The 20,371-nt window shown below is 71.8% G+C and carries 23 protein-coding genes and 3 tRNA genes; 18 read left to right on the top strand and 8 right to left on the bottom strand.

The genetic code is table 11. The features are described 5' to 3' along the window. Window positions 1-8 precede the first annotated feature (8 nt). Window positions 9-773, top strand: a complete 765-nt coding sequence (locus LQ940_RS19145) for an MOSC domain-containing protein (protein ID WP_231241590.1) — start codon at window positions 9-11, stop codon at window positions 771-773. Between the two features lie 35 nt (window positions 774-808). Here LQ940_RS19145 and LQ940_RS19140 read toward each other — a convergent pair whose 3' ends face one another. The 4 genes from LQ940_RS19140 to LQ940_RS19125 are packed head-to-tail and all read right to left on the bottom strand — an operon-like array spanning window position 809 to window position 4,232. Continuing rightward, window positions 809-1,747 (bottom strand): metallophosphoesterase, encoded by a 939-nt coding sequence (locus LQ940_RS19140; RefSeq protein ID WP_231241589.1) that lies wholly within the window; start codon window positions 1,745-1,747, stop codon window positions 809-811. 9 nt (window positions 1,748-1,756) lie between these two features. Next, the gene (locus LQ940_RS19135; protein WP_231241588.1) at window positions 1,757-2,239 is read right to left on the bottom strand and encodes a nitroreductase family deazaflavin-dependent oxidoreductase; all 483 of its coding nucleotides are present in this window, start codon (window positions 2,237-2,239) and stop codon (window positions 1,757-1,759) included. 32 nt (window positions 2,240-2,271) lie between these two features. After that, on the bottom strand, window positions 2,272-3,420 hold the full coding sequence (gene fahA / locus LQ940_RS19130; RefSeq protein WP_231241587.1) for a fumarylacetoacetase: 1,149 nt from the start codon (window positions 3,418-3,420) through the stop codon (window positions 2,272-2,274). Next, window positions 3,417-4,232 (bottom strand): hypothetical protein, encoded by an 816-nt coding sequence (locus tag LQ940_RS19125; protein ID WP_231241586.1) that lies wholly within the window; start codon window positions 4,230-4,232, stop codon window positions 3,417-3,419. Before LQ940_RS19125 ends, fahA begins: the two co-directional genes overlap by 4 nt. 79 nt (window positions 4,233-4,311) lie before the next feature. Between LQ940_RS19125 and LQ940_RS19120 the strand changes: the two genes are divergently transcribed. Next, complete coding sequence (locus LQ940_RS19120; protein ID WP_231241585.1) at window positions 4,312-5,508, top strand: homogentisate 1,2-dioxygenase; 1,197 nt, start codon at window positions 4,312-4,314, stop codon at window positions 5,506-5,508. 1 nt (window position 5,509) lies between these two features. On the opposite strand, the gene LQ940_RS19115 is transcribed toward LQ940_RS19120, so the two are convergent. Further along, a complete protein-coding gene (locus tag LQ940_RS19115; RefSeq protein ID WP_231241584.1) occupies window positions 5,510-6,331 on the bottom strand; it encodes a hypothetical protein in 822 nt (273 codons plus the stop codon). A gap of 139 nt (window positions 6,332-6,470) precedes the next feature. On the opposite strand from LQ940_RS19115, the gene LQ940_RS19110 reads away from it, so the two are divergent. The 11 genes from LQ940_RS19110 to LQ940_RS19065 all read left to right on the top strand — a co-directional run bounded on the left by LQ940_RS19110 (window position 6,471) and on the right by LQ940_RS19065 (window position 14,590). Beyond that, on the top strand, window positions 6,471-8,840 hold the full coding sequence (locus tag LQ940_RS19110; RefSeq protein ID WP_231241583.1) for an FdhF/YdeP family oxidoreductase: 2,370 nt from the start codon (window positions 6,471-6,473) through the stop codon (window positions 8,838-8,840). A 20-nt stretch (window positions 8,841-8,860) separates the two neighbouring features. After that, on the top strand, window positions 8,861-9,871 hold the full coding sequence (locus LQ940_RS19105; protein WP_231241582.1) for a pirin family protein: 1,011 nt from the start codon (window positions 8,861-8,863) through the stop codon (window positions 9,869-9,871). Window positions 9,872-9,901: 30 nt separating this feature from the next. Then, window positions 9,902-10,477 (top strand): DNA-3-methyladenine glycosylase I, encoded by a 576-nt coding sequence (locus LQ940_RS19100; protein WP_231241581.1) that lies wholly within the window; start codon window positions 9,902-9,904, stop codon window positions 10,475-10,477. Between the two features lie 13 nt (window positions 10,478-10,490). After that, window positions 10,491-10,694, top strand: coding sequence for an LrgB family protein (locus LQ940_RS21910; protein ID WP_374229499.1), 204 nt, complete (start codon window positions 10,491-10,493; stop codon window positions 10,692-10,694). A 161-nt stretch (window positions 10,695-10,855) separates the two neighbouring features. Then, window positions 10,856-12,259: an amidase gene (locus LQ940_RS19095; protein ID WP_231241580.1), complete on the top strand. Its 1,404-nt coding sequence runs from the start codon at window positions 10,856-10,858 to the stop codon at window positions 12,257-12,259. Between the two features lie 73 nt (window positions 12,260-12,332). Next, window positions 12,333-12,405: transfer RNA gene (locus LQ940_RS19090), tRNA-Thr, on the top strand. 36 nt (window positions 12,406-12,441) lie between these two features. After that, a tRNA-Met gene (locus tag LQ940_RS19085) sits at window positions 12,442-12,515 on the top strand. Between the two features lie 33 nt (window positions 12,516-12,548). Continuing rightward, a complete protein-coding gene (rpmG, locus tag LQ940_RS19080) occupies window positions 12,549-12,719 on the top strand; it encodes a 50S ribosomal protein L33 (RefSeq protein ID WP_170259177.1) in 171 nt (56 codons plus the stop codon). Between the two features lie 74 nt (window positions 12,720-12,793). Then, window positions 12,794-13,195, top strand: a complete 402-nt coding sequence (locus LQ940_RS19075; protein WP_231241579.1) for an FAS1-like dehydratase domain-containing protein — start codon at window positions 12,794-12,796, stop codon at window positions 13,193-13,195. Beyond that, complete coding sequence (locus tag LQ940_RS19070; RefSeq protein ID WP_231241578.1) at window positions 13,192-13,569, top strand: MaoC/PaaZ C-terminal domain-containing protein; 378 nt, start codon at window positions 13,192-13,194, stop codon at window positions 13,567-13,569. Before LQ940_RS19075 ends, LQ940_RS19070 begins: the two co-directional genes overlap by 4 nt. Continuing rightward, window positions 13,562-14,590, top strand: coding sequence for a UDP-N-acetylmuramate dehydrogenase (locus tag LQ940_RS19065; protein ID WP_231241577.1), 1,029 nt, complete (start codon window positions 13,562-13,564; stop codon window positions 14,588-14,590). The genes LQ940_RS19070 and LQ940_RS19065 overlap by 8 nt, the downstream gene beginning before the upstream one ends. Here the strand turns inward: LQ940_RS19065 and LQ940_RS19060 are convergent. From LQ940_RS19060 to LQ940_RS19050, 3 genes are read right to left on the bottom strand one after another with little or no spacing between them, the layout of a single operon-like run. Continuing rightward, a complete protein-coding gene (locus LQ940_RS19060) occupies window positions 14,587-15,150 on the bottom strand; it encodes a DUF4190 domain-containing protein (protein ID WP_231241576.1) in 564 nt (187 codons plus the stop codon). The two genes, LQ940_RS19065 and LQ940_RS19060, sit on opposite strands and share 4 nt — an antisense overlap. A 44-nt stretch (window positions 15,151-15,194) precedes the next feature. After that, entirely contained in the window at window positions 15,195-16,202 is a 1,008-nt protein-coding gene (locus tag LQ940_RS19055) for an adenosine deaminase (RefSeq protein ID WP_231241575.1), read from the bottom strand. After that, window positions 16,199-17,464 carry a pyridoxal phosphate-dependent aminotransferase gene (locus LQ940_RS19050; RefSeq protein ID WP_231241574.1) on the bottom strand — a complete coding sequence of 422 codons (1,266 nt, stop codon included), beginning with the start codon at window positions 17,462-17,464 and terminating at the stop codon, window positions 16,199-16,201. Before LQ940_RS19050 ends, LQ940_RS19055 begins: the two co-directional genes overlap by 4 nt. 167 nt (window positions 17,465-17,631) lie before the next feature. On the opposite strand from LQ940_RS19050, the gene LQ940_RS19045 reads away from it, so the two are divergent. The 5 genes from LQ940_RS19045 (at window position 17,632) to rplA (ending at window position 20,339) form a co-directional block, all read left to right on the top strand. Then, window positions 17,632-17,704: transfer RNA gene (locus LQ940_RS19045), tRNA-Trp, on the top strand. 56 nt (window positions 17,705-17,760) lie between these two features. Then, complete coding sequence (secE, locus tag LQ940_RS19040) at window positions 17,761-18,015, top strand: preprotein translocase subunit SecE (RefSeq protein ID WP_231241573.1); 255 nt, start codon at window positions 17,761-17,763, stop codon at window positions 18,013-18,015. Between the two features lie 79 nt (window positions 18,016-18,094). Then, on the top strand, window positions 18,095-18,973 hold the full coding sequence (gene nusG / locus LQ940_RS19035; protein ID WP_269214357.1) for a transcription termination/antitermination protein NusG: 879 nt from the start codon (window positions 18,095-18,097) through the stop codon (window positions 18,971-18,973). Between the two features lie 128 nt (window positions 18,974-19,101). Further along, on the top strand, window positions 19,102-19,530 hold the full coding sequence (rplK, locus tag LQ940_RS19030; protein WP_231241571.1) for a 50S ribosomal protein L11: 429 nt from the start codon (window positions 19,102-19,104) through the stop codon (window positions 19,528-19,530). A gap of 89 nt (window positions 19,531-19,619) precedes the next feature. Then, on the top strand, window positions 19,620-20,339 hold the full coding sequence (rplA, locus tag LQ940_RS19025) for a 50S ribosomal protein L1 (RefSeq protein ID WP_231241570.1): 720 nt from the start codon (window positions 19,620-19,622) through the stop codon (window positions 20,337-20,339). Window positions 20,340-20,371 lie beyond the last annotated feature (32 nt).

Raw genomic sequence — 20,371 nt, 5'->3', positions numbered from 1 at the left:
TCGAGGTCGTGCAGGTCGTCTCCGTCGGGTTCGCGCCGGTCAAGGGCATGCGCCACACGTCCTACGACCAGGTCGTGCTGGACCGCCACGGGCCGGTGGGGGACCGCGCCTTCTGCCTCGTCGACGTCGAGCGGCGCACCGTCCTGCGCACCGTCACCCACCGTGCCCTGCTCGCGGTGGTCGCCGCCTGGGACGGGTCGGTGCTCGACCTGGAGCTGCCCGACGGCCGGCGCGCCTCGGCGCCGCCGGTCCTCACCGGCGAGCAGGTCACGTGTGACTACTGGGGACGCTCGGTGACCCACGAGCTCACCGACGGGCCGCACGCCGCGCTGTTGACGTCGTACCTGGGCAAGGAGGTGCGGCTGGCCGCGTCGCCGCGCGGCGGCGTCGTGTATGGCGCTCCCGTGAGCCTGCTGACCACGGCCTCGCTGCGCGAGCTCGGGGAGCGCACCGGCCGCAGCGACCTGCTCGACACCGCCGCGCGCTTCCGGATGACGATGGTCGTCGACGCCGGCGACGAGCCGTACGCCGAGGACGACTGGGCCGGCCGCGAGCTCCGAGTGGGTGAGGCGGTCGTTCGCATCCGGGGGCCGGTCGGCCGCTGCGGCGTCATCGACCTCGACCCCACGACCGGCGAGAAGGACGGCTCCCTCCTCAAGGCCCTGTCCCGCTACCGGCCGGCCACCGACGGTGAGCCCTGGTTCGGCGTCGACGCTGAGGTCGTGCGACCCGGCGCCGTCCGTCCCACCGCTGACCCGTCAGAAACTTTCTGACGGGTCGGCGGTGATTTCGCGCAGTAGGCGACGGGTCAGTCGCGGGGTGAGTGGTCCTCGAAGCCGGTGTTGAAGGGGGAGTCCTTGCGGGAGAGGGCCTCGCGGCGCTCCTCGGGGGAGAGGGCCTCGACCTGGGCGAGGACGTCGGAGGGGAAGCCGCTGATCTCCGGGGCCTCGGCTAGCGGCACGACCGTGTGCACCACCCGGTCGGCGTAGACGTGCATCATCGTGAACGACGTGTGGCCGTCGACGCCGGAGACGAACCGCCTCACCGGCGCCGGGTCGGAGGTGTAGCAGGAGGCCGAGGCGACGCTGACCGGCACGCCCGCGAACTGCGAGTACGTCGAGAAGTGGAAGTGCCCGCCCACGATCTCGCGTACGTCGGTCCCGCGGACGACCTCCTCGAGCCGGTGCTGGTCGAGGAGCTCGATGATCTCCGCGGCCCGGAGCATCGGCAGCGGGATCGGCGGGTGGTGCATCGCCAGGATCGTCCCGTGCTCGGCCGGGGTGGCGAGCACGTCGGAGAGCCAGGCCAGCTGCGACTCCTCGAGCTCGCCGTGGTGGTAGCCCGGCACGCTGGTGTCCAGCGCCACGACCCGTAGGCCGGCCACGTCGTAGACGCGGTCCTGCGGTCCGGTGGCCTCCTCGCCGAAGAGCCCGGCGGCGTACTCCGCCCGCTCGTCGTGGTTGCCCATCGTCCAGACCACCTGCGCACCCATCGCGTCCGCCGCCGGCTCGACGATCTCGCGCAGCCGCGCGTACGCCGCCGGCTCGGCCTTGTCGGCGAGGTCTCCGGTGAAGACCAGCGCCTGGGGGGCGGGGTCCACGTGGGCGAGCCGCTCCAAAGCACGCCGCAGGCCGGCCTCGGTGTCGACCCGGCCGTACTGCCGCTGCCCGCCGGCGAGCAGGTGCGGGTCGCTGAGGTGGGCGAGGACGTGGGAGGGCGCGGGGTGCTGCCCGAACTGCGCGTACATGCCGCGACCCTAGGGCCTGGACGACCGCGTCCGCTCCAGAAGGAAGACCGGGATCCGCCGGGTGGTGCGCTGCTCGTACTTGGCGAAGTTGGGCCAGGTGCGCAGCATCGCCTGCCAGAGCTCGGCTCGCTCCTCGCCCTCGACCTCGCGCCAGGTCACCGCGTGCTCGACGCCCCGGAAGCGGATCGTCGCGGTGGTGGCGGCCCGGAGGTTGGCGACCCACAGCGGCGTGCGGGGCCCGCCGAAGTAGGACCCGGCGACCAGCCAGCCGTCTCGGTGCGGCACGCACAGGAGGGAGGTGGTGCGCGGGATGCCGCTCTTGCGCCCGGGCACGGTCAGGGCGAGGTTGGGCAGCCCCGCGACGTCGAGGAGCGTGACCCGCCCGCGGGTGAGCCGCTGCAGGCGGGTGTCGACCCACACCACCTGAGGCAGCAGTCGCGGCATCCAGGGGATGGCGCCGATGCGCACGGCGAGCGGTGTCAGCAGGCCCATGGCCGAAGGGTAGGCCGGGACCAGAACGGGTTCTAGTGTGCCGGCTCGATCCGCCCGCGCACGTCGCCGAGGGCGATCCGCCCACCCTCGGTCCCGGGCGCCGAGTAGCGGAGCACGACCTCGTCGCCGTCCTCCAAGAAGGTGCGACCGTCACCCCACGGCTCGCGCCCGCCCCAGCTCAGCTCGAGGAGCGAGCCGCGCTGGGCGGCCTCCGGGCCGCTGATCGTGCCCGAGGCGAAGAGGTCGCCGGTGCGCAGCGAGGCCCCGTTGGCGGTGAGGTGGGCCAGCATCTGCGCGGGCGACCAGTACATCGACGAGTAGGGCGGCCGGCTCACGACCTCGCCGCCGATCACGACCTCGACGTCGATGTCCAGGCCGCGGGCGCGGTCGGGCGCGAGGTAGTCGAGCGGGCGCGGGTTTTGACCGGGCAGGTCGACCCAGGCCGCGTCCAACGCCGCCAGCGGGGTCACCCAGTGGGAGATCGAGGTGGCGAACGACTTGCCGAGGAACGGCCCCAGCGGCACGTACTCCCACGCCTGGATGTCGCGCGCCGACCAGTCGTTGAGGCCGACCACGCCGAACACGTGGCGGGCGAAGTCGTCGTGCGCCACCGGGGTGCCGAGCGTCGAGCCGGCGCCGACCACGAAGCCGAGCTCCGCCTCGATGTCCAGCCTCCGGCTCGGCCCGAACGTCGGCCCGTCCTCGCCGGCCGCCTTCCGCTGACCGCTCGGGCGCACCACCGGCGTGCCGCTGGGCACGACCGTGCCGGCGCGCCCGTGGTAGCCGACCGGTAGGTGTCGCCAGTTGGGCAGCAGCGGCTCCTGGTCGGGACGGAAGATCCGCCCGACGTTGGTGGCGTGGTGCTCCGAGGCGTAGAAGTCGACATAGTCGGCCACCTCGACCGGCAGGTGCAGCGTCACCTCGTCGAGCGGGTACGACGGCCCGCCGGCCTCGGCCGCCGTGCGGGCCTGCGCGCGGGTCTCGGCCCACACGTCCGGGCCGAGGGCCATGAAGGCGTTGAGCGAGGCGGACGCCAGCTCCGGCCGGCCGGTCGCGGCGTGCAGGTCGAGCACCCGGTCGCCCAGCCGGACCCCGACCCGCGGAGCCTCACCCGCGGGCGAGAACACGCCGTACGGAAGATGGTGGAAGGACTCCGTCCTTCCGGGCGATGCGGTGCTCACGCGACCAGCCCCAGCTCGCGCAGGTCGGCCCACGGCTCGGCGACCGAGCAGGACCCGAAGGACGTGAACCACCGCCGTACGCCGGTCAGGTCCCGCGCGGCCAGGGCGGCGGCGTCGCGCGACTCGAGCGTGGCGACCACCTCCTCGCGCGACCCGCCGTCGAACGCGAGCCGGGTGGCGGCCAGCACGTTGAGGAAGCCGTGACCCGCATCGTGGCGCACGGCGTGGTGCAGCCCGGCCGTGCACTTGAACGGCGTCTCGCGGTCGAGCGCCGCGTCGATCCACGCGGCGAGCGTGGCGGAGGACGGCACGTGGTGGGCCTCGACGCCGCCGGTGCGGAGCTTGAGGCGCAGTTCGGCGCCGGCGACCTCGTCGGCGGCCGCCAGCCACGAGTGGCCCGGGTCGTCCTGGGGCAGCTCGACGAAGACCGGGACGTCCTCGTCGAGCACGCCCTCGACGCGAGCCGCGTCCACGGCGGCGACCACCCGGCGCGCGTTGCCCGCGAGGTCGTCGAGGTCGCGCAGCGCGATCTCGAGCGCCGAGAGACGCAGGCCGAGCCGCCCGCACAGGCCGGCCGGACCGGCCAGCTGGCCGGCGCCGCCGGTCACGACGACCGACAGCGGTGCCTCCAGCCCGCGCACGGACGGCAGGTCGGTGTCGCGGAGCACGAAGCTGGCGACGAGCTCGGCGCCGTCCTCCGGCGTGCGGGCGGCATGGGCGGCGACGGCGTCGGGGAGCGGGGCGTCGCCGGGCGGGAAGATCGCCGCGTCGTCGATGAGCCTCGCGAAGACGGGTTCCAGGGACGGGGACACGCGGCTACTCTAGGCCTGTGACAGATAGCGGACACAAACGTCCGCTCACCGAACACTCTCTCCGACGACTGGAGTCTCCGTGGCGTACTACCGGCAGGTCGGCGAGGTGCCGCCCAAGCGGCACATCCAGTTCCGCGACCTCGAGGGGCGGCTGTACTACGAGGAGCTGATGGGGGAGGAGGGCTTCTCCTCGGACTCCGCACTGCTCTACCACCGCGGCGTGCCCTCGGCGATCGTCGCGAGCGAGGTGTGGGAGCTGCCCGACCAGGGCACCACCCCCAACCATCCGCTCAAGCCGCGCCACCTGCGCCTGCACGCCCTCGAGACCGAGGGATGCGCGGTGACCGGCCGGCGCCTCGTGCTGGGCAACGCCGACGTCCGGATCGCCTACGTCGTCACCGGCACGACCGCCTCGGCGCTCTACCGCAACGCCACCGGGGACGAGTGCGTCTACGTCGAGTCCGGATCCGGCACGGTGCAGACCGTCTTCGGGGCGGTCGACTACCGCACCGGCGACTACGTCGTCGTCCCTCGCGCCACCACGCACCGCTGGGTGCCGGCCGAGCCGAGCCGGCTCTACGCGATCGAGTCGAACAGCCACATCGCGCCGCCGAAGCGCTACCTCTCGCGCTACGGGCAGCTGCTGGAGCATGCGCCGTACTCCGAGCGCGACCTCTACGGGCCCACCTCCCCGCTGCTCGCCGAGGGCGAGGACGTCGAGGTGCTGGTGAAGCACCGGGCCGGTGGGCGGATCGTCGGCACCCGGATGACCTATGCCAGCCACCCCTTCGACGTGGTGGGCTGGGACGGCTGCCTGTACCCCTACACCTTCAACGTCGAGGACTTCATGCCGATCACCGGCAAGATCCACCAGCCGCCGCCGGTGCACCAGGTCTTCGAGGGACACCGCTTCGTGGTCTGCAACTTCCTGCCCCGCAAGGTCGACTACCACCCGCTGTCCGTGCCGGTGCCGTACTACCACTCCAACGTCGACAGCGACGAGGTCATGTTCTACGTCGGCGGCGACTACGAGGCCCGCAAGGGCTCCGGGATCGGGCTCGGCTCGATCTCGCTGCACCCGGGCGGCTACGCCCACGGCCCGCAGCCGTCGGCGATCGAGGCCTCGCTGGGCGCGGAGCGCTTCGAGGAGTCGGCGGTCATGGTCGACACCTTCGCCCCGCTCGACCTCGGCGAGGCCGCGCTGGCCTCGGAGGACCCGCAGTACGCGTGGAGCTGGGCGAGCGACCGGGCCGGCCGCGGAGCGGAGAGCCGCTGAGCTAGGGAGCGACCGGCTGGCGGGTGAGCACCTTGTAGGTGTAGGCCGTGCCGATGAGCACGACCGGGACGCTGACGATGGCGCCGACGAGGCAGACGAGGAAGCCGAGGAAGGCGACGACGCCGCCGACGATGTACCAGACCAGGGTGTCGGCGAGGTTGGTGCGGACCAGGTGGATGCTGGCCTTGATCGCCTCCCAGGGGCCCATCCCCTTGTCGACGATGAAGTACAGCGTGTACTGGCTGGCGAAGCTGAAGACGATGCCCGGCAGGATGCACAGGATGATCCCCACGGTCGTCAGGACCGAGATCAGGATCGAGGCCACGACGACCTGGGGAAGGTGATGCGGGGAGATGACGGTGGCGGGGGTCAACCGCCGCCCCTCGGTGAGGTCCAGACCGCCACGGATCACGCCGGCGCTGATGATCTGCGCGACCACGAAGGACAGGGCGCTGAAGAGCAGCGAGACCAGGCTCGCGAGGCTCACGTAGCCGCCGCAGTCCTCATACGACGTCCCTCGGCAGCCCATGGCGTCGCGCACGAGGTAGCCGGCCCCCTGGACGATCCCGACGGCCACCACGATCGCGATCGCGGCGACGATCACCGCCCCCACGTTCGCCCGGAACTTCTCCCACCCGTAGCGCAGGGCGCTGCCGACGTCCCATCCCGAGGCGCCGAGCGCGGGCGCGCCGTACCCGATCGTGGGCGGCGGCGGGGCGCCGTACCCGCCGGGGGGCTGCTCGGGTGGCGGGCCGGGTGGCTGCTCGGGTGGCCGGTCGGGTGGCTCGGGGGGAGTGCCCTCAGGAGGTCCGTAGTTCGACATCGGCGTTCCTCTCGGAGCCGGCGCCACGTCGGAGGCGGCGTTGGTAGGCCCAAGCTAACCTGGGCGGCACCACTCGGGCAGGGCCGGAGGATTCCCGGATCCGGAGGATGGCCCCTTGGCAGATGGGTACTGACGGACTATGGGTCGACGCTCACGAGAGCACGAGATCGAAGAGGCCGACGTCGAGGTCGGCGGGCCGTCGCATGCGGCTGCCGGCGTCACCGCCGTGAGCGTGGCCCTGAAGCGGGCTGTGGAGCACATGGGCGTCGTCCGATCGGCGCGGACGCTGCTCAAGCTCAACCAGACCGACGGCTTCGACTGCCAGGGCTGCGGCTGGCCGGACCCGAGCCCGGAGCACCGGCACACCGCGGAGTTCTGCGAGAACGGCGTGAAGGCGGTCGCCGACGAGGCGACGCGGGACCTGATCGGACGGGAGTTCTTCGCCGCCCACCCGGTCGCCGAGCTCGCCGAGCACACCGACTACTGGCTCAACCAGCAGGGCCGGGTGGTGGAGCCGATGGTGCTGCGCGCCGGCGGCACCCACTACGAGCCGATCGAGTGGGACGACGCGTACGCCCTCATGGCCGACCACCTGCGCGCCATCGAGCCCGACCAGGCGATCTTCTACACCTCCGGCAAGGTCTCCAACGAGGCCGCCTACCTCTACCAGCTCTTCGCGCGCTCCTACGGCACCAACAACCTGCCGGACTGCTCCAACATGTGCCACGAGTCGACCTCGGTCGGGCTGGCCGAGTCGATCGGCATCGGCAAGGGGTCGGTCACGCTGGACGACATCCACGGCGCCGAGCTGATCGTGATCATGGGGCAGAACCCCGGCACCAACCACCCGCGCATGCTCTCCGCCCTGGAGATCGCCAAGCAGAACGGCGCCAGGATCATCGCGGTCAACCCGCTCAAGGAGACAGGGCTGGTGCGGTTCAAGAACCCGCAGACCGCGCGCGGCGTCCTCGGCCCCGGCACCGGCCTGGCCGACCTCTACCTCCAGGTCCGCACCAACGGCGACCTCGCGCTGCTCCAGGCGATCGGCTCCCTGCTGCTGGAGTGGGGCTGCGTGGACCGTGACTTCATCGACCAGCACACCGCCGGCTTCGAGGAGTACGCCGCGGCGCTCGACGCGCTCGACTGGGACAAGGTGCTCGCGTCCACCGCCCTGCCCCGCGAGGAGATCGAGGCGGCCGCGCGGATGTTCCAGGCGTCCTCCAAGACCGTCATCTGCTGGGCGATGGGGATCACCCAGCACCACAACGCCGTGGCGACGGTGAAGGAGATCGTCAACCTCGCCCTGCTCCAGGGCAACATCGGCAAGCCGGGCGCCGGCCTGTGCCCGGTGCGCGGCCACTCCAACGTCCAGGGCGACCGCACCATGGGCATCTGGGAGCGGGTCCCGGACCACTTCCTGGACCGGTTGCAGGCCGAGTTCGGCTTCCACCCTCCGCGCGAGCACGGCCTCGACACCGTCGCCTCGATCAAGGCGCTGGCGCAGGGCGACGCCCGCGTCTTCATGGGCCTCGGCGGCAACTTCGTCTCCGCCGCGCCCGACACCTCCGTCACCGAGGACGCGCTGCGCTCGGCGGCGCTGACCGTCCAGGTCTCCACCAAGCTGAACCGCTCCCACGTCGTGCACGGTCGCGAGGCGCTGATCCTGCCGGCGATGGGGCGCAGCGAGCGCGACCAGACCGGCGGCCGCCTGCAGAAGGTCACCGTCGAGGACTCGATGTCGTCGGTGCACACCTCGCACGGGCCGCTCAAGCCGGCGTCGCCGCACCTGCGCTCGGAGGTCGACATCGTCTGCTCGCTGGCCCTGGCGACGCTGGGCGAGTCCAGCCCGGTCCCGTGGGCGGACTTCCGCGCCGACTACGGGCAGATCCGCCGCTCGATCTCGCGGGTGGTGCCGGGGTGTGCCGCCTACGACGAGAAGGCGAGCCAGCCCGGCGGCTTCGTGCTGCCCCACCCGCCGCGCGACACCCGGACCTTCCCCAACGACGCCGGCAAGGCACTGTTCCAGGTCAGCCCGCTCGAGGTGCTGCAGGTGCCCGAGGGCCGGCTGGTGCTGCAGACGATCCGCTCGCACGACCAGTTCAACACCACGATCTACGGCCTCAGCGACCGCTACCGCGGCATCGAGGGCGGCCGGCGCGTGATCTTCCTGCACCGCGACGACATCACCGCGCTCGGCTTCGAGGAGGGCGACTTCGTCGACATCGTCAGCGAGTGGGAGGACGGCTCGGTGCGGCAGGTGCCGACCTTCCGGATCGTCGCCTACGACCAGCCGCGCGGCTGCGCCGCGGCCTACTACCCGGAGACCAACCCGCTGGTGGCGCTCGAGCACACCGCGGAGGGCAGCAACCAGCCGGCGTACAAGTCGGTGATCGTGCGGCTCGAGCCGTCCACCGGCGGTCGCACGGGGGTGGTGCGGTCCAGCGACGCGCACGGGTTCACCCGAGGCGACGAGGGCAAGCGCTACGTCGAGCCTCCCCAGCTCTCCTGACCCTCGGGCAGACTGGGGGCGTGGACCGGGACCGGGTGCAGCTGCTGGCTCCGCGCGAGGTGCCGCTGGGCGGCCCCCGGGCGATGACGGTGCGCCGTACGTTGCCGCAGCGTGAGCGATCCCTGATCGGCGCGTGGTGCTTCGTCGACCACTACGGCCCCGACGACGTCGCCGACACGGGCGGCATGTCGGTGCCGCCGCACCCCCACACCGGGCTGCAGACCGTGAGCTGGCTCTTCACCGGCCAGATCGAGCACCGCGACAGCGCCGGCAACCACGCCATGGTGCGCCCCGGCGAGGTCAACCTGATGACCGCCGGCCGCGGGATCAGCCACTCCGAGGTCTCCACCCCGCAGACGCGCACGCTGCACGGCGCCCAGCTCTGGGTGGCGCTGCCCGACGGTGCCCGCGACGTCGCCCCGGGGTTCGCCCACCATGCACCGCCGCCGCTCGCGGGCACCGGCTGGGAGGCCCGCGTCCTCCTCGGCTCGCTCCTGGGTGACACCTCCCCGGTGCCGACCGCGACGCCGCTGTTGGGTGCCGAGCTGCTGCTCGACCCGGGCGCCACCCTGGACCTGGACGTGGACCCGGCCTTCGAGCTCGGGGTGCTGGTCGATCGCGGTCGGCTCGAGGTCGCCGGCACGACCGCGGAGCGCGGTGACCTGGCCTTCGTAGCGCCCGGGTCGGCGTCCTTGAGGCTCAGCTCGTACGACGAGCCGGTGCGGGTGCTGCTGCTGGGCGGGCCGCCGTTCGGCGAGCCGATCGTCATGTGGTGGAACTTCGTCGGGCGCAGCCACGAGGAGATCGTCGGCTTCCGGGCGCAGTGGCAGGCGCAGATCGCCGACGAGGCCGGCGAGCCCGCCGATCCCGGCGCGGCCGGCGGGCTGCGCGAGGAGGCCGGTCCAGGGGAGCGGGTGGTGCGTGACGGGCAGCTGGTCCGCGACGGGCGCTTCGGCGTCGTGGTGGGCGAGCACCTGCCGCCCATTCCAGCGCCGTCGCTGCCCAACGCCCGGCTGCGAGAGCGCCGCTGACCCGTCGGTACCCGATGGGAGGATGCCGGCATGGGACCGGTGCAAGGTGAGGACGGCGTGCTGCGCTGCCCGTGGGCGGGCGGCCCGGGCACCATGCGCGACTACCACGACACGGAGTGGGGCAACCCGGTGCACGGGGAGGCCGCCTACCTCGAGCGCCTGACCCTCGAGGCGTTCCAGTCCGGACTGTCCTGGTCGACGATCCTGCACAAGCGCGAGGCGTTCCGCGAGGTCTTCCACGGCTTCGACGCCGACGCGATCGCCGCCTTCGACGAGCGCGACGTCGAGCGGCTCATGGCCGAGCCTCGCATCGTGCGCAACCGGCTGAAGATCCAGGCCGCGCTGACCAACGCCCGGGCCACCATGGCCCTGCGCGAGGCCGAGGGTCTCGAGGCCTTCATCCTCGGCTTCCGGCCCGAGGTGCCGCCCGCCCCGGAGACGACCGAGGAGCTGGCGACCACCTCGCCGGAGTCGGTGGCGCTGTCCAAGGCGCTGAAGAGGCACGGCTTCGCGTTCGTCGGGCCGACGACGATGTACGCCCTGAGCGAGGCCGTCGGCCTCTTCGACCCGCACCTGGTGGGGTGTCACCGCCGCGGCGCGGCATGATCACCGGGCTCACCTGGCTCCTGGCCTGCCAGCTCGTCGGCGAGGTGGCCGTCCGGCTCCTGGACGTGCCCGTTCCGGGCCCCGTGATCGGGATGCTGGTGCCTCCCGCATGCTCGCCGCCCACGAGACCGAGGGTGCCTTCGCCGGCCTGTCCATGGGCCTCACCGCCCTCGCCATGAGCATCCTGCTCCCGCTCCTGCTCGCCGTCCTGCTCTAGCGGCCGGCCGGCCGGCCAGGCGAGGCCTCAAGGACCTCAAGATTCACCGGGCACCCGGTGAATCTCATGCTTCCGCTACGAAACTTTGTCGGGGAGGCGTGAGTTTCACCGGGGACCCGGTGAAACTCACGCCATGCCCACCCCGCCGCTAGGTTGCCACCATGAACCGCGTGCACACCTTCACTGACGACGCGCTGGGGGAGCTCGACGCGGTCGGGCTGGTCGAGGCGCTGCACCGGGGCGCCGTGTCGGTGCCGGAGGTGGTGGAGGCCGCGATCGCACGGGTGGAGCGGGTCGACCGTGACCTCAACGCGGTCGCCTTCCGCGCCTACGACCGCGCGCGCGCCGAGGCACGCGCCCCACGCGCCGGCTACTTCGCCGGCGTGCCGACCTTCGTCAAGGACAACGTCGACGTGGCCGGGATGCCGACCCAGCAGGGCACCGACTCCTACGTCGCTCGGCCGCAGGCCGCGGACGGGGACTTCGCGCGCATGTACCTCGCCACCGGCCTGCTGCCGCTGGGCAAGACCCAGCTCTCCGAGTACGGCTTCTCGGCGGCTGCCGAGCATCCGCGGCTCGGGGCGGTGCGCTCGCCGTGGTCGACCGACCATGTGGCCGGTGCGTCGTCGGCGGGGTCGGCGGCCCTGGTCGCGGCGGGGGCCGTGCCGTTGGCCCACGCCAACGACGGCGGCGGCTCGATCCGGATCCCGGCGGCGGTCAACGGCCTGGTCGGGCTGAAGCCGACCCGCGACCGGCTGGCGCAGGACAAGCTGGCGCGCGACATGCCGATCCGGATCGTGTCCGACGGCGTCCTGACCCGCTCGGTGCGCGACACCGCGGCGTTCCTGCGGGAGGCCGAGAAGGTCTACCGCGCCCTGCATCTCCCGCCCATCGGTGACATCACACGACCCGGCAGGCGCCGGCTGCGGGTGGCCCTCAACACCACCGGCATGGGGGTCTCCGCTGACGCGGAGGTGACCGCCCTCACCGAGGGCGTCGCCGCGCTGCTCGAGGACCTGGGCCACCACGTCGAGCCCGTCGAGGCGATGATGGTGCCGGACACGTTCCGCGACGACTTCCTGCTCTACTGGTCGATGCTGGCGATGTTCCTGGTCCGCACCGGCCGCCGTACCCACGGCCGGAGCTGGGCCCCGCAGAACCTCGACAACCTCACCCTGGGCCTGGACCGGCACTGCCGCCGCAACCTGCACCGGCTGCCGGGCGCCATCCGCCGGCTGCGGCGGACCCGGGCTCACTCCGAGGCCTTCTTCCGCCAGTACGACGTCCTGCTGACCCCCACGCTCGCCACCGGAACGCCGCAGGTGGGCCATCTCGACCCGACCCGCGACTACGACACGATCATGGGCCGGCTCCTGGACTGGGTGGCCTTCACGCCGCTGCAGAACGCCACCGGCGACCCGGCGGTGTCGCTGCCCCTGGCGACCACCGCGGAGGGGCTCCCGCTGGGGGTCATGTTCGGTGCCGGGGCCGGCCGGGAGGCCACCTTGCTGGGGCTGTCCTACGAGCTGGAGCAGGCCCGTCCCTGGGCTCGGATCCAGGGCTGAGATGGGGCCGGCGGCGGGAGGGCGGGACCGATTTCTCCAACCGTGACCCCCCTGTGTATCGTTCTCCGTCGTTGCCCCTTTAGCTCAGTCGGCAGAGCGTCTCCATGGTAAGGAGAAGGTCTACGGTTCGATTCCGTAAAGGGGCTCTGGGTAGGCTCTGAAGAGCCTGATCCCTTCCCCATGGCGGGGTAGCTCAGGTGGTTAGAGCACACGGCTCATAATCGTGGTGTCGCGGGTTCGAGTCCCGCCCCCGCTACGCAAGACGACTGAATACGACAAAGGACTTCCCGTGGCCAGCAAGAGCTCCGACGTTCGCCCCAAGATCACGCTCGCGTGCGTGGACTGCAAGGAGCGCAACTACATCACCAAGAAGAACCGCCGCAACGACCCCGACCGGTTGGAGCTGGCGAAGTTCTGTCCCCGGTGCCGCACGCACAAGGCGCACCGCGAGACCCGCTGAACCCACGCTTGCCGCTCGACCCGCCGCTGACCCGCGGCGGGTCGAACGCATTTCGGACCGGCTAGATTCGACCCATGCCAGTCGACCAATCCCTCGTCGGCCGGACCTTCCCGCCGACCCCGCGCTTCGAGGTGTCGGCCGAGAGGATCGGCGAGTTCGTCGCCGCCACCGGCGGCGAGTACGCCGGGGGGCCGGCGCCCGCGACGTTCCCGATCGTGCTCGCCTTCGACGCCATGAACGCCTTCCTCGAGGCGGAGCGCATCGACCTGTTCCGCATCGTCCACGGCGAGCAGAGGTTCGCCTACGAGCGGGCCATCCTGCCCGGCGACGTGCTCAGCGCGACCCTCACCGTCGCGACCCTGCGCCAGATAGGCGGCAACGACATCATCGGGACCACCAGCGAGATCACCGACGTGATGGGCGCCGTGGTCTGCCGCACCTCGGCCACCCTCGTCCACCGGGGGGCGGACGCATGACCCTCGACAGCCGGCGCTTCACGATCACCCGCGCCGACCTGGTGCGCTACGCGCAGGCCAGCGGCGACCACAACCCCATCCACCAGGACGAGGCGGTCGCGCTCAGCGTCGGGCTGCCCGGCGTCATCGCCCACGGCATGTACACCATGGCGCTCGCCGCCCGCGCGGTCGAGGGCTGGTTCCCCGGCGCCCAGGTGGTCAGCTTCGGCTGCAAGTTCACCAACCCCGTCGTCGTCCCGGCCGAGGGCGGGGTCGAGCTGGAGGTCGCCGGCGAGGTGAAGGGCACCGAGGACGGGCTGACGACGGTCGCGCTGACCGTCACCTGCGGTGGCCAGAAGGTCCTGGGGATGCCCAAGGCCGTGGTCCGTGCCTGACCTGCGCGACCTCACCACGCTGCGTCTGGGTGGGCCGGCCGGGCGCCTCGTCACCGCCTCCACCGAGGCCGAGCTGATCGAGGCCGTCTCCGCCGCCGACGCGGCCGGCGAGCCGGTGCTGGTCCTCGGTGGCGGCAGCAACCTGGTCGTCGCCGACGAGGGCTTCCCGGGGGTCGTGGTGCACGTCGCGACCCGCGGGATCACCCCCGACCTGCCCGAGGGGGAGACCGACGCCTCATGCGGTGGGGTGCTGGTCACCGTGGCCGCCGGGGAGTCCTGGGACGGGCTGGTCGCGACCGCCGTCGAGCGCGGCTGGGTCGGCGTCGAGGCCCTCTCCGGCATCCCGGGCGCGGTCGGCGCGACCCCGATCCAGAACGTCGGCGCCTACGGCCAGGAGGTCGCCCAGACGGTCGCGTCCGTGCGGGTCTGGGACCGCACGCTGCGGGGAGTCCGCACCTTCGCCAACGCCGACTGCCACTTCGGCTACCGCCACTCCCGGTTCAAGGCCGACCCCGGGCGCCACGTCGTGCTCGACGTGACCTTCCAGCTCGTCCAGGGCTCGCTGGGGGCTCCCGTGGCCTACGCCGAGCTCGCGCGCACGCTCGGCGTCGAGGTGGGCCGCCGCGCGCCCCTGGCCGACGTCCGTGAGGCGGTGCTCGGCCTGCGCCGGGCCAAGGGGATGGTCCTCGACGCCGACGACCACGACACCTGGAGCGCGGGGTCCTTCTTCACCAACCCCGTGGTCGCGCCCGCCGAGCTGCCCGAGGGGGCGCCGTCCTGGCCGGCCGACGGCGGGGTGAAGACCAGCGCGGCCTGGCTCATCGAGCACGCCGGCTTCGCCAAGGGGCACGGCACCACGACGGTCGCGCTGTCCGGCAAGCACACGCTGGCCCTCACCAACCGCGGCGGCGCGACCACCGCCGAGCTGCTCGACCTCGCCCGCGAGGTGCGCGACGGCGTCGCCGCCCGCTTCGGCATCACGCTGGTCAACGAGCCGGTGCTCGTGGGCTGCGCGCTCTAGTAGCCGTCGTACGACGAGGACCAGTCGGCCATCCCCACGAACGCCACCACCACGATGAGGGCCAGCACCGCGAGCACCGTGGCGACGATGCCGGTGACGAAGCCGGCGACGGCCTGGCCACGGTTGGTGTAGAACCCCGGGTTGCGGTCGATCGTGCGCCTGGCGCTCACGCCGGTCCAGATCGCGAACGGACCGACGAAGACGCCCGGAAAGGTCAGGCAGCACATCGGCGTCAGGAGGATCGAGACGATCCCGATGATGCCGAGCACCATCGACGTCGTGGCCTGGCCCAGGGGCTGGGCGTAGCTGTAGCCCGGCACCGGCTGGCCGTAGCCGGCGAAGTTCGGCGGGTACGGCGGCTGGCCGTAGGGCTGCTGCAGGTAGGGGTTCGGCGGCGCCGGAGCGCCGTAGGACGGCGGCGGCTGAGCCGCCGGAGGCTCCGGGGTCGGCGCGCTGGGCTGCCCGTACGTCGGCCACTGCGGCGCGCTGGGCTGCTCCGGGCCGGAGGGCGAGGCGAAGGGCTGCGTCTCGTCCGACTCGTCCGGCCCCTGGTTGGTCACACGGAGGATCTTCCCAGGCGACGGACCGCGCAAACAGCGGGTGCTCAGTCCAGCCAGGCGTCGATGTCGGCCAGGACCGCGGCGCGCACGTCCTCGGGCGCCCTCGAGGCCCGCACCGACATCCGCGCCAGCTCGGCGAGGTCCTCGTCGGGGAGCTCGTGGGCCGCGCGCATGGTCGCGTACTGCCCGGCCAGCCGCGAGCCGAACAGCAGCGGGTCGTCGGCGCCGAGCGCCACGGTGGCGCCGGCCTCGAGCAGGGTCGGCAGCGGCACCGAGGTCAGGTCGCTGTAGACGCCCAGCGCCACGTTGCTCACCGGGCACACCTCCAGTGCCACGCCGGCCTCGACGATGCGCTCGAGCAGGGCCGGGTCCTCTGCCGAGCGCACCCCGTGGCCCAGGCGGTCGGCGTGCAGGGAGTCCAGGACGGTGCGGATCGAGTCGGGCCCGAGCAGCTCCCCGCCGTGCGGAGCCAAGAGCAGCCCGGCCCGCTCCGCGATCGCGAAGGCCCCCGCGAAGTCGGACGTACGGCCGCGCCGCTCGTCGTTGGAGAGCCCGAAGCCCACCACGCCGCGCCCGACGTACTGCGCGGCCAGGCGCGCCAGGGTCCGCGCGTCGAGGGGGTGCCGGGTCCGGTTGGCGGCGATCACGACCGCGATCCCGAGGCCGGTGCGCTGCGAGGCGTCGCGCACGGCGTCCAGGACGAGGTCGGTGAAGGCCGTGATCCCGCCGAAGCGCGCGGCGTAGCCGCTCGGGTCGACCTGGATCTCCAGCCACCGCCCCCCGTCGGCCACGTCGTCCTCCGCCGCCTCCCGGACCAGGCGCCGTACGTCGGCCTCGGTGCGCAGCACCGAGCGCGCGACGTCGTAGAGCCGCTGGAAGCGGAACCAGCCCTTCTCGTCGGCCGCGCTCAGCTGCGGCGGCCACTGCGAGACCAGGGACTCGGGCAGGGCGATGCCGTCGCGCTCGGCCAGCTCGAGCAGCGTGCTGTGCCGCATCGACCCCGTGAAGTGCAGGTGCAGGTGCGCCTTGGGGAGGGCGTGCAGATCCCTCAAGCGAACAGCTTCTGCAGGCGCGAGAGGCCCTCGACGAGGTCGTCGTCGCCGAGCGCGTAGGAGAGCCGCAGGTAGCCGGGGGAGCCGAAGGCCTCGCCCGGGACGACCGCCACCTCGGCGGCGTCCAGGATGTAGCCGGCCAGGTCGGCGGAGGTCTCGACGACCTGACCGCCGTACTCCTTGCCGAGCAGGCCCTTGACCGACGGGTAGGCGTAGAACGCGCCGCCGGGCATCGGGCAGACCACGCCGTCGATCTCGTTGAGCATCGACACGATCTTGTGGCGCCGGCGGTCGAAGGCCGCCTTCATCTCGTCGACGGCCGTCAGGTCGCCCTCGAGGGCGGCGATGGCCGCGCGCTGGGAGACGTTGGCGACGTTGGAGGTGGCGTGCGACTGCAGGTTGGTGGCCGCCTTCACCAGGTCGGCGGGGCCGATCATCCAGCCGACGCGCCAACCGGTCATGGCGTAGGTCTTGGCGACCCCGTTGACGACGACGCAGTTGTCCTGCAGGAACGGGCACAGGACCGGCATCGACCCGGTGTCGGCGTCGTCGTAGACGAGGTGCTCGTAGATCTCGTCGGTCAGGACCCACAGGTCGTGGTCCTCGACCCACTGGCCGATGGCGCGGATCTCCTCGGAGCTGTAGACGGCGCCCGTCGGGTTCGACGGGGAGACGAACAGCAGCACCTTGGTGTGCTTGGTGCGCGCGGCCTCCAGCTGCTCGACGGTGACCTTGTAGTCCTGGGTCTCGTCGGCGAGCACCTCGACCGGCACGCCGCCGGCGAGCTGGATGGCCTCCGGGTACGTCGTCCAGTACGGCGCCGGCACGATCACCTCGTCGCCGGGGTCGATCATCGCGGCGAACGCGGCGTAGATGGCCTGCTTGCCGCCGTTGGTGACGAGCACCTGGTTGGTCTCGATCTCCAGCCCGCTGTCGCGGCGGGTCTTGGCGACGATGGCCTTCTTCAGCTCCGGAAGCCCGCCGGCCGGGGTGTAGCGGTGGTTGCGCGGGTCGCGGCAGGCCTCGGCGGCCGCCTCCACGATGTAGTCGGGCGTGGGGAAGTCCGGTTCGCCGGCCCCGAAGCCGATCACCGGCCGCCCCTCGGCCTTGAGCGCCTTGGCCTTGGCGTCCACCTTGAGCGTGGCGGACTCGGCGATCGCGCCGATCCGGCGAGACACCCGGCGCTCGCGCGGGTTGGTGCCCACGGGCGACTCGGTGGTCGAGGTGGGGGTGGAGGACGGGGCGGCGGACGCGTCAGACATGTCTGTCATCGTAGAGGCGCACCCCCGGGACCGACATCCGAGATCCGGGGGGTGGTCGGAGTCGTTTGGACGCGATCAACACCCGCACCGTAGACTCCACGTTTGGTGGATTCCCACATGTTGTCGCGCGCCCGGATCTCGAGGGCGTGCAGAGTGGGCCTCCGCGAAGGGCACTAGCTCAACTGGCAGAGCATCGGTCTCCAAAACCGAAGGTTGGGGGTTCAAGTCCCTCGTGCCCTGCGTAGCAGGAACGATCACCAGAAGCACCCGTCAGGACGACAGAGAGAGGTGAGAGCGTGTCGGACAGCAAGGCAGTCGGCGGCGGTTCCCGCAACCGCGACACCAGGACCGACAAACGCACCAGCCTCCCGACGTTCTACCGGCAGGTCGTGGCCGAGCTCCGCAAGGTGGTCTACCCCACCCAGGAGCAGCTGGTCACGTACTTCCTCGTCGTCATGGTCTTCGTGATCTTCATGATGGTGCTGATCTCGGCCCTCGACCTCGGCCTGGGCAAGCTCGCGCTCGCCGTCTTCGCCGGCGGCGACGGCTGACCCCCTCCCGGCGCCCCGTGACCACGGTCCGGGCGGGCCGGGAACTTGGACCACACCCAGCAACACGACAAGCAATGTGATGGAGCAACACGTGTCGGAGCAGTACGAGCAGGTCGAGCCCGAGGAGACGCCGGCGGACGCCGAGGCGACCCCCGTCGTCGACGAGGCCGCGGACGAGAGCCCCGAGGCGCCCGACGAGGCCGCCTCCGACGACGCCGCCGCCGACCTCGAGGCCACGGACGAGCCGGCCGCCGAGGGCGACGAGAGCGACGAGAGCGCCGACGCCGAGGCGGACACCGCCGAGGACGAGGACGCCGCCGAGGACGAGGACGAGGACCCGCTGGAGGCCTTCCGCCGCGAGCTGTGGGCCAAGCCGGGGGACTGGTTCGTGGTCCACACCTACTCCGGCATGGAGAACCGGGTGAAGTCCAACCTGGAGAACCGCATCATCTCCTTGAACATGGAGGACTACATCCACGAGATCGTGGTCCCGATCGAGGACGTCGTCGAGATCAAGAACGGCCAGCGCCGCACCCGCACCAAGCCGTCGCTGCCCGGCTACGTGCTCGTGCGCATGGACCTGACCGACGAGTCCTGGTCCGCCGTACGCCACACCCCGTCCGTCACGGGCTTCGTCGGCCACAGCCACCAGCCGGTGCCGCTGAGTATGTCCGAGGTCGAGAACATGCTCGCCCCGAGCGTCCTCGCCCGGGCCGAGGCCGAGGCCGTCGCCGCCGGCACCCCCGCCAAGGGTGGCGCCGCCACCGCGAAGAAGCAGGTCGAGGTCGCCGACTTCGACATCTCCGACTCGGTCATGGTCGTCGACGGGCCGTTCGCCACGCTGCACGCCACGATCACCGAGATCAACGCCGAGGCCCAGCGCGTCAAGGCCCTGGTCGAGATCTTCGGTCGCGAGACCCCCGTCGAGCTCAGCTTCAGCCAGATCCAGCGCGTCTGAGCTCCGCCCCGCGGATTTCGCACGTCAGGCGCCAAGGCCGCAGAATGGTGCGGTTGTACAGCAACAGATGAGTGGCAGAGGGCGCCGGACGTCCTCGTCATGACCACAAGACAGAGAGAGAACAACGAATGCCTCCCAAGAAGAAGATCGCTGCGCTGGTCAAGGTGCAGCTGCAGGCCGGTGCCGCGACCCCGGCCCCGCCGGTCGGTACCGCGCTCGGTCCGCACGGCGTCAACATCATGGACTTCTGCAAGGCGTACAACGCCCAGACCGAGTCCATGCGCGGCAACGTCATCCCCGTGGAGATCACCATCTACGAGGACCGGTCCTTCACCTTCATCACGAAGACCCCGCCGGCCGCCGAGCTGATCAAGAAGGCCGCCGGCCTGAAGAAGGGCTCGGGCGTCCCGCACAAGGAGAAGGTCGGCAAGCTCAGCAAGGACCAGATCCGCGAGATCGCGCAGACCAAGCTGCCCGACCTCAACGCCAACGACCTGGACGCCGCGATGAAGATCGTCGAGGGCACCGCTCGCTCCATGGGCGTCACCACCGACTAAGAGCCTCCGGGCCCTTTTCCGCACCTGTGGCAGAGCCGCGCTGGCTCACCTGACCACGACTGGCACCGAAAGAATCGAGAGAACCAGACATGCAGCGCAGCAAGACCTACCGCGCGGCGGCAGACACGTTCGACAAGGACGAGCTCTACGCCCCGCTGACCGCGATCAAGATCGCCAAGACCGCCAGCAAGAAGAAGTTCGACGAGACCGTCGACGTCGTCATGCGCCTCGGCGTGGACCCCCGCAAGGCCGACCAGATGGTCCGCGGCACGGTCAACCTCCCGCACGGCACCGGCAAGACCGCCCGCGTCCTGGTGTTCGCCAACGGCGACAAGGCCGACGCGGCCCGTGAGGCCGGCGCCGACGTCGTCGGTGGCGACGAGCTGATCGAGAAGGTCAACGGCGGATGGCTCGACTTCGACGCCGTCGTCGCGACCCCGGACATGATGGGCAAGGTCGGCCGCCTCGGTCGCGTGCTCGGCCCCCGCGGCCTCATGCCCAACCCCAAGACCGGCACCGTGACGCCCGACGTCGCCAAGGCCGTCTCGGACATCAAGGGCGGCAAGATCGAGTTCCGCGTCGACCGCCACGCCAACCTGCACTTCATCATCGGCAAGGCGTCCTTCTCGGAGGCCCAGCTGGCCGAGAACTACGCCGCCGCCCTCGAGGAGGTGCTGCGGCTCAAGCCGGCCAGCTCCAAGGGCCGCTACCTGCGCAAGGTCACGGTCTCCACGACCATGGGCCCCGGCGTCCAGGTCGACCCCAACCGCACCCGCAACGTCGCCGCTGAGGACGAGGGCAACGCCTGATCCCGGCTGCACCTCGAAGGCCCGTCACCCGT

The sequence above is a fragment of the Nocardioides sp. cx-173 genome (assembly GCF_021117365.1).
Taxonomy (GTDB): Bacteria; Actinomycetota; Actinomycetes; order Propionibacteriales; family Nocardioidaceae; genus Nocardioides.
Note: the sequence above shows the minus strand (reverse complement) of the source record. Positions and strands in the feature narration are given on the sequence as shown.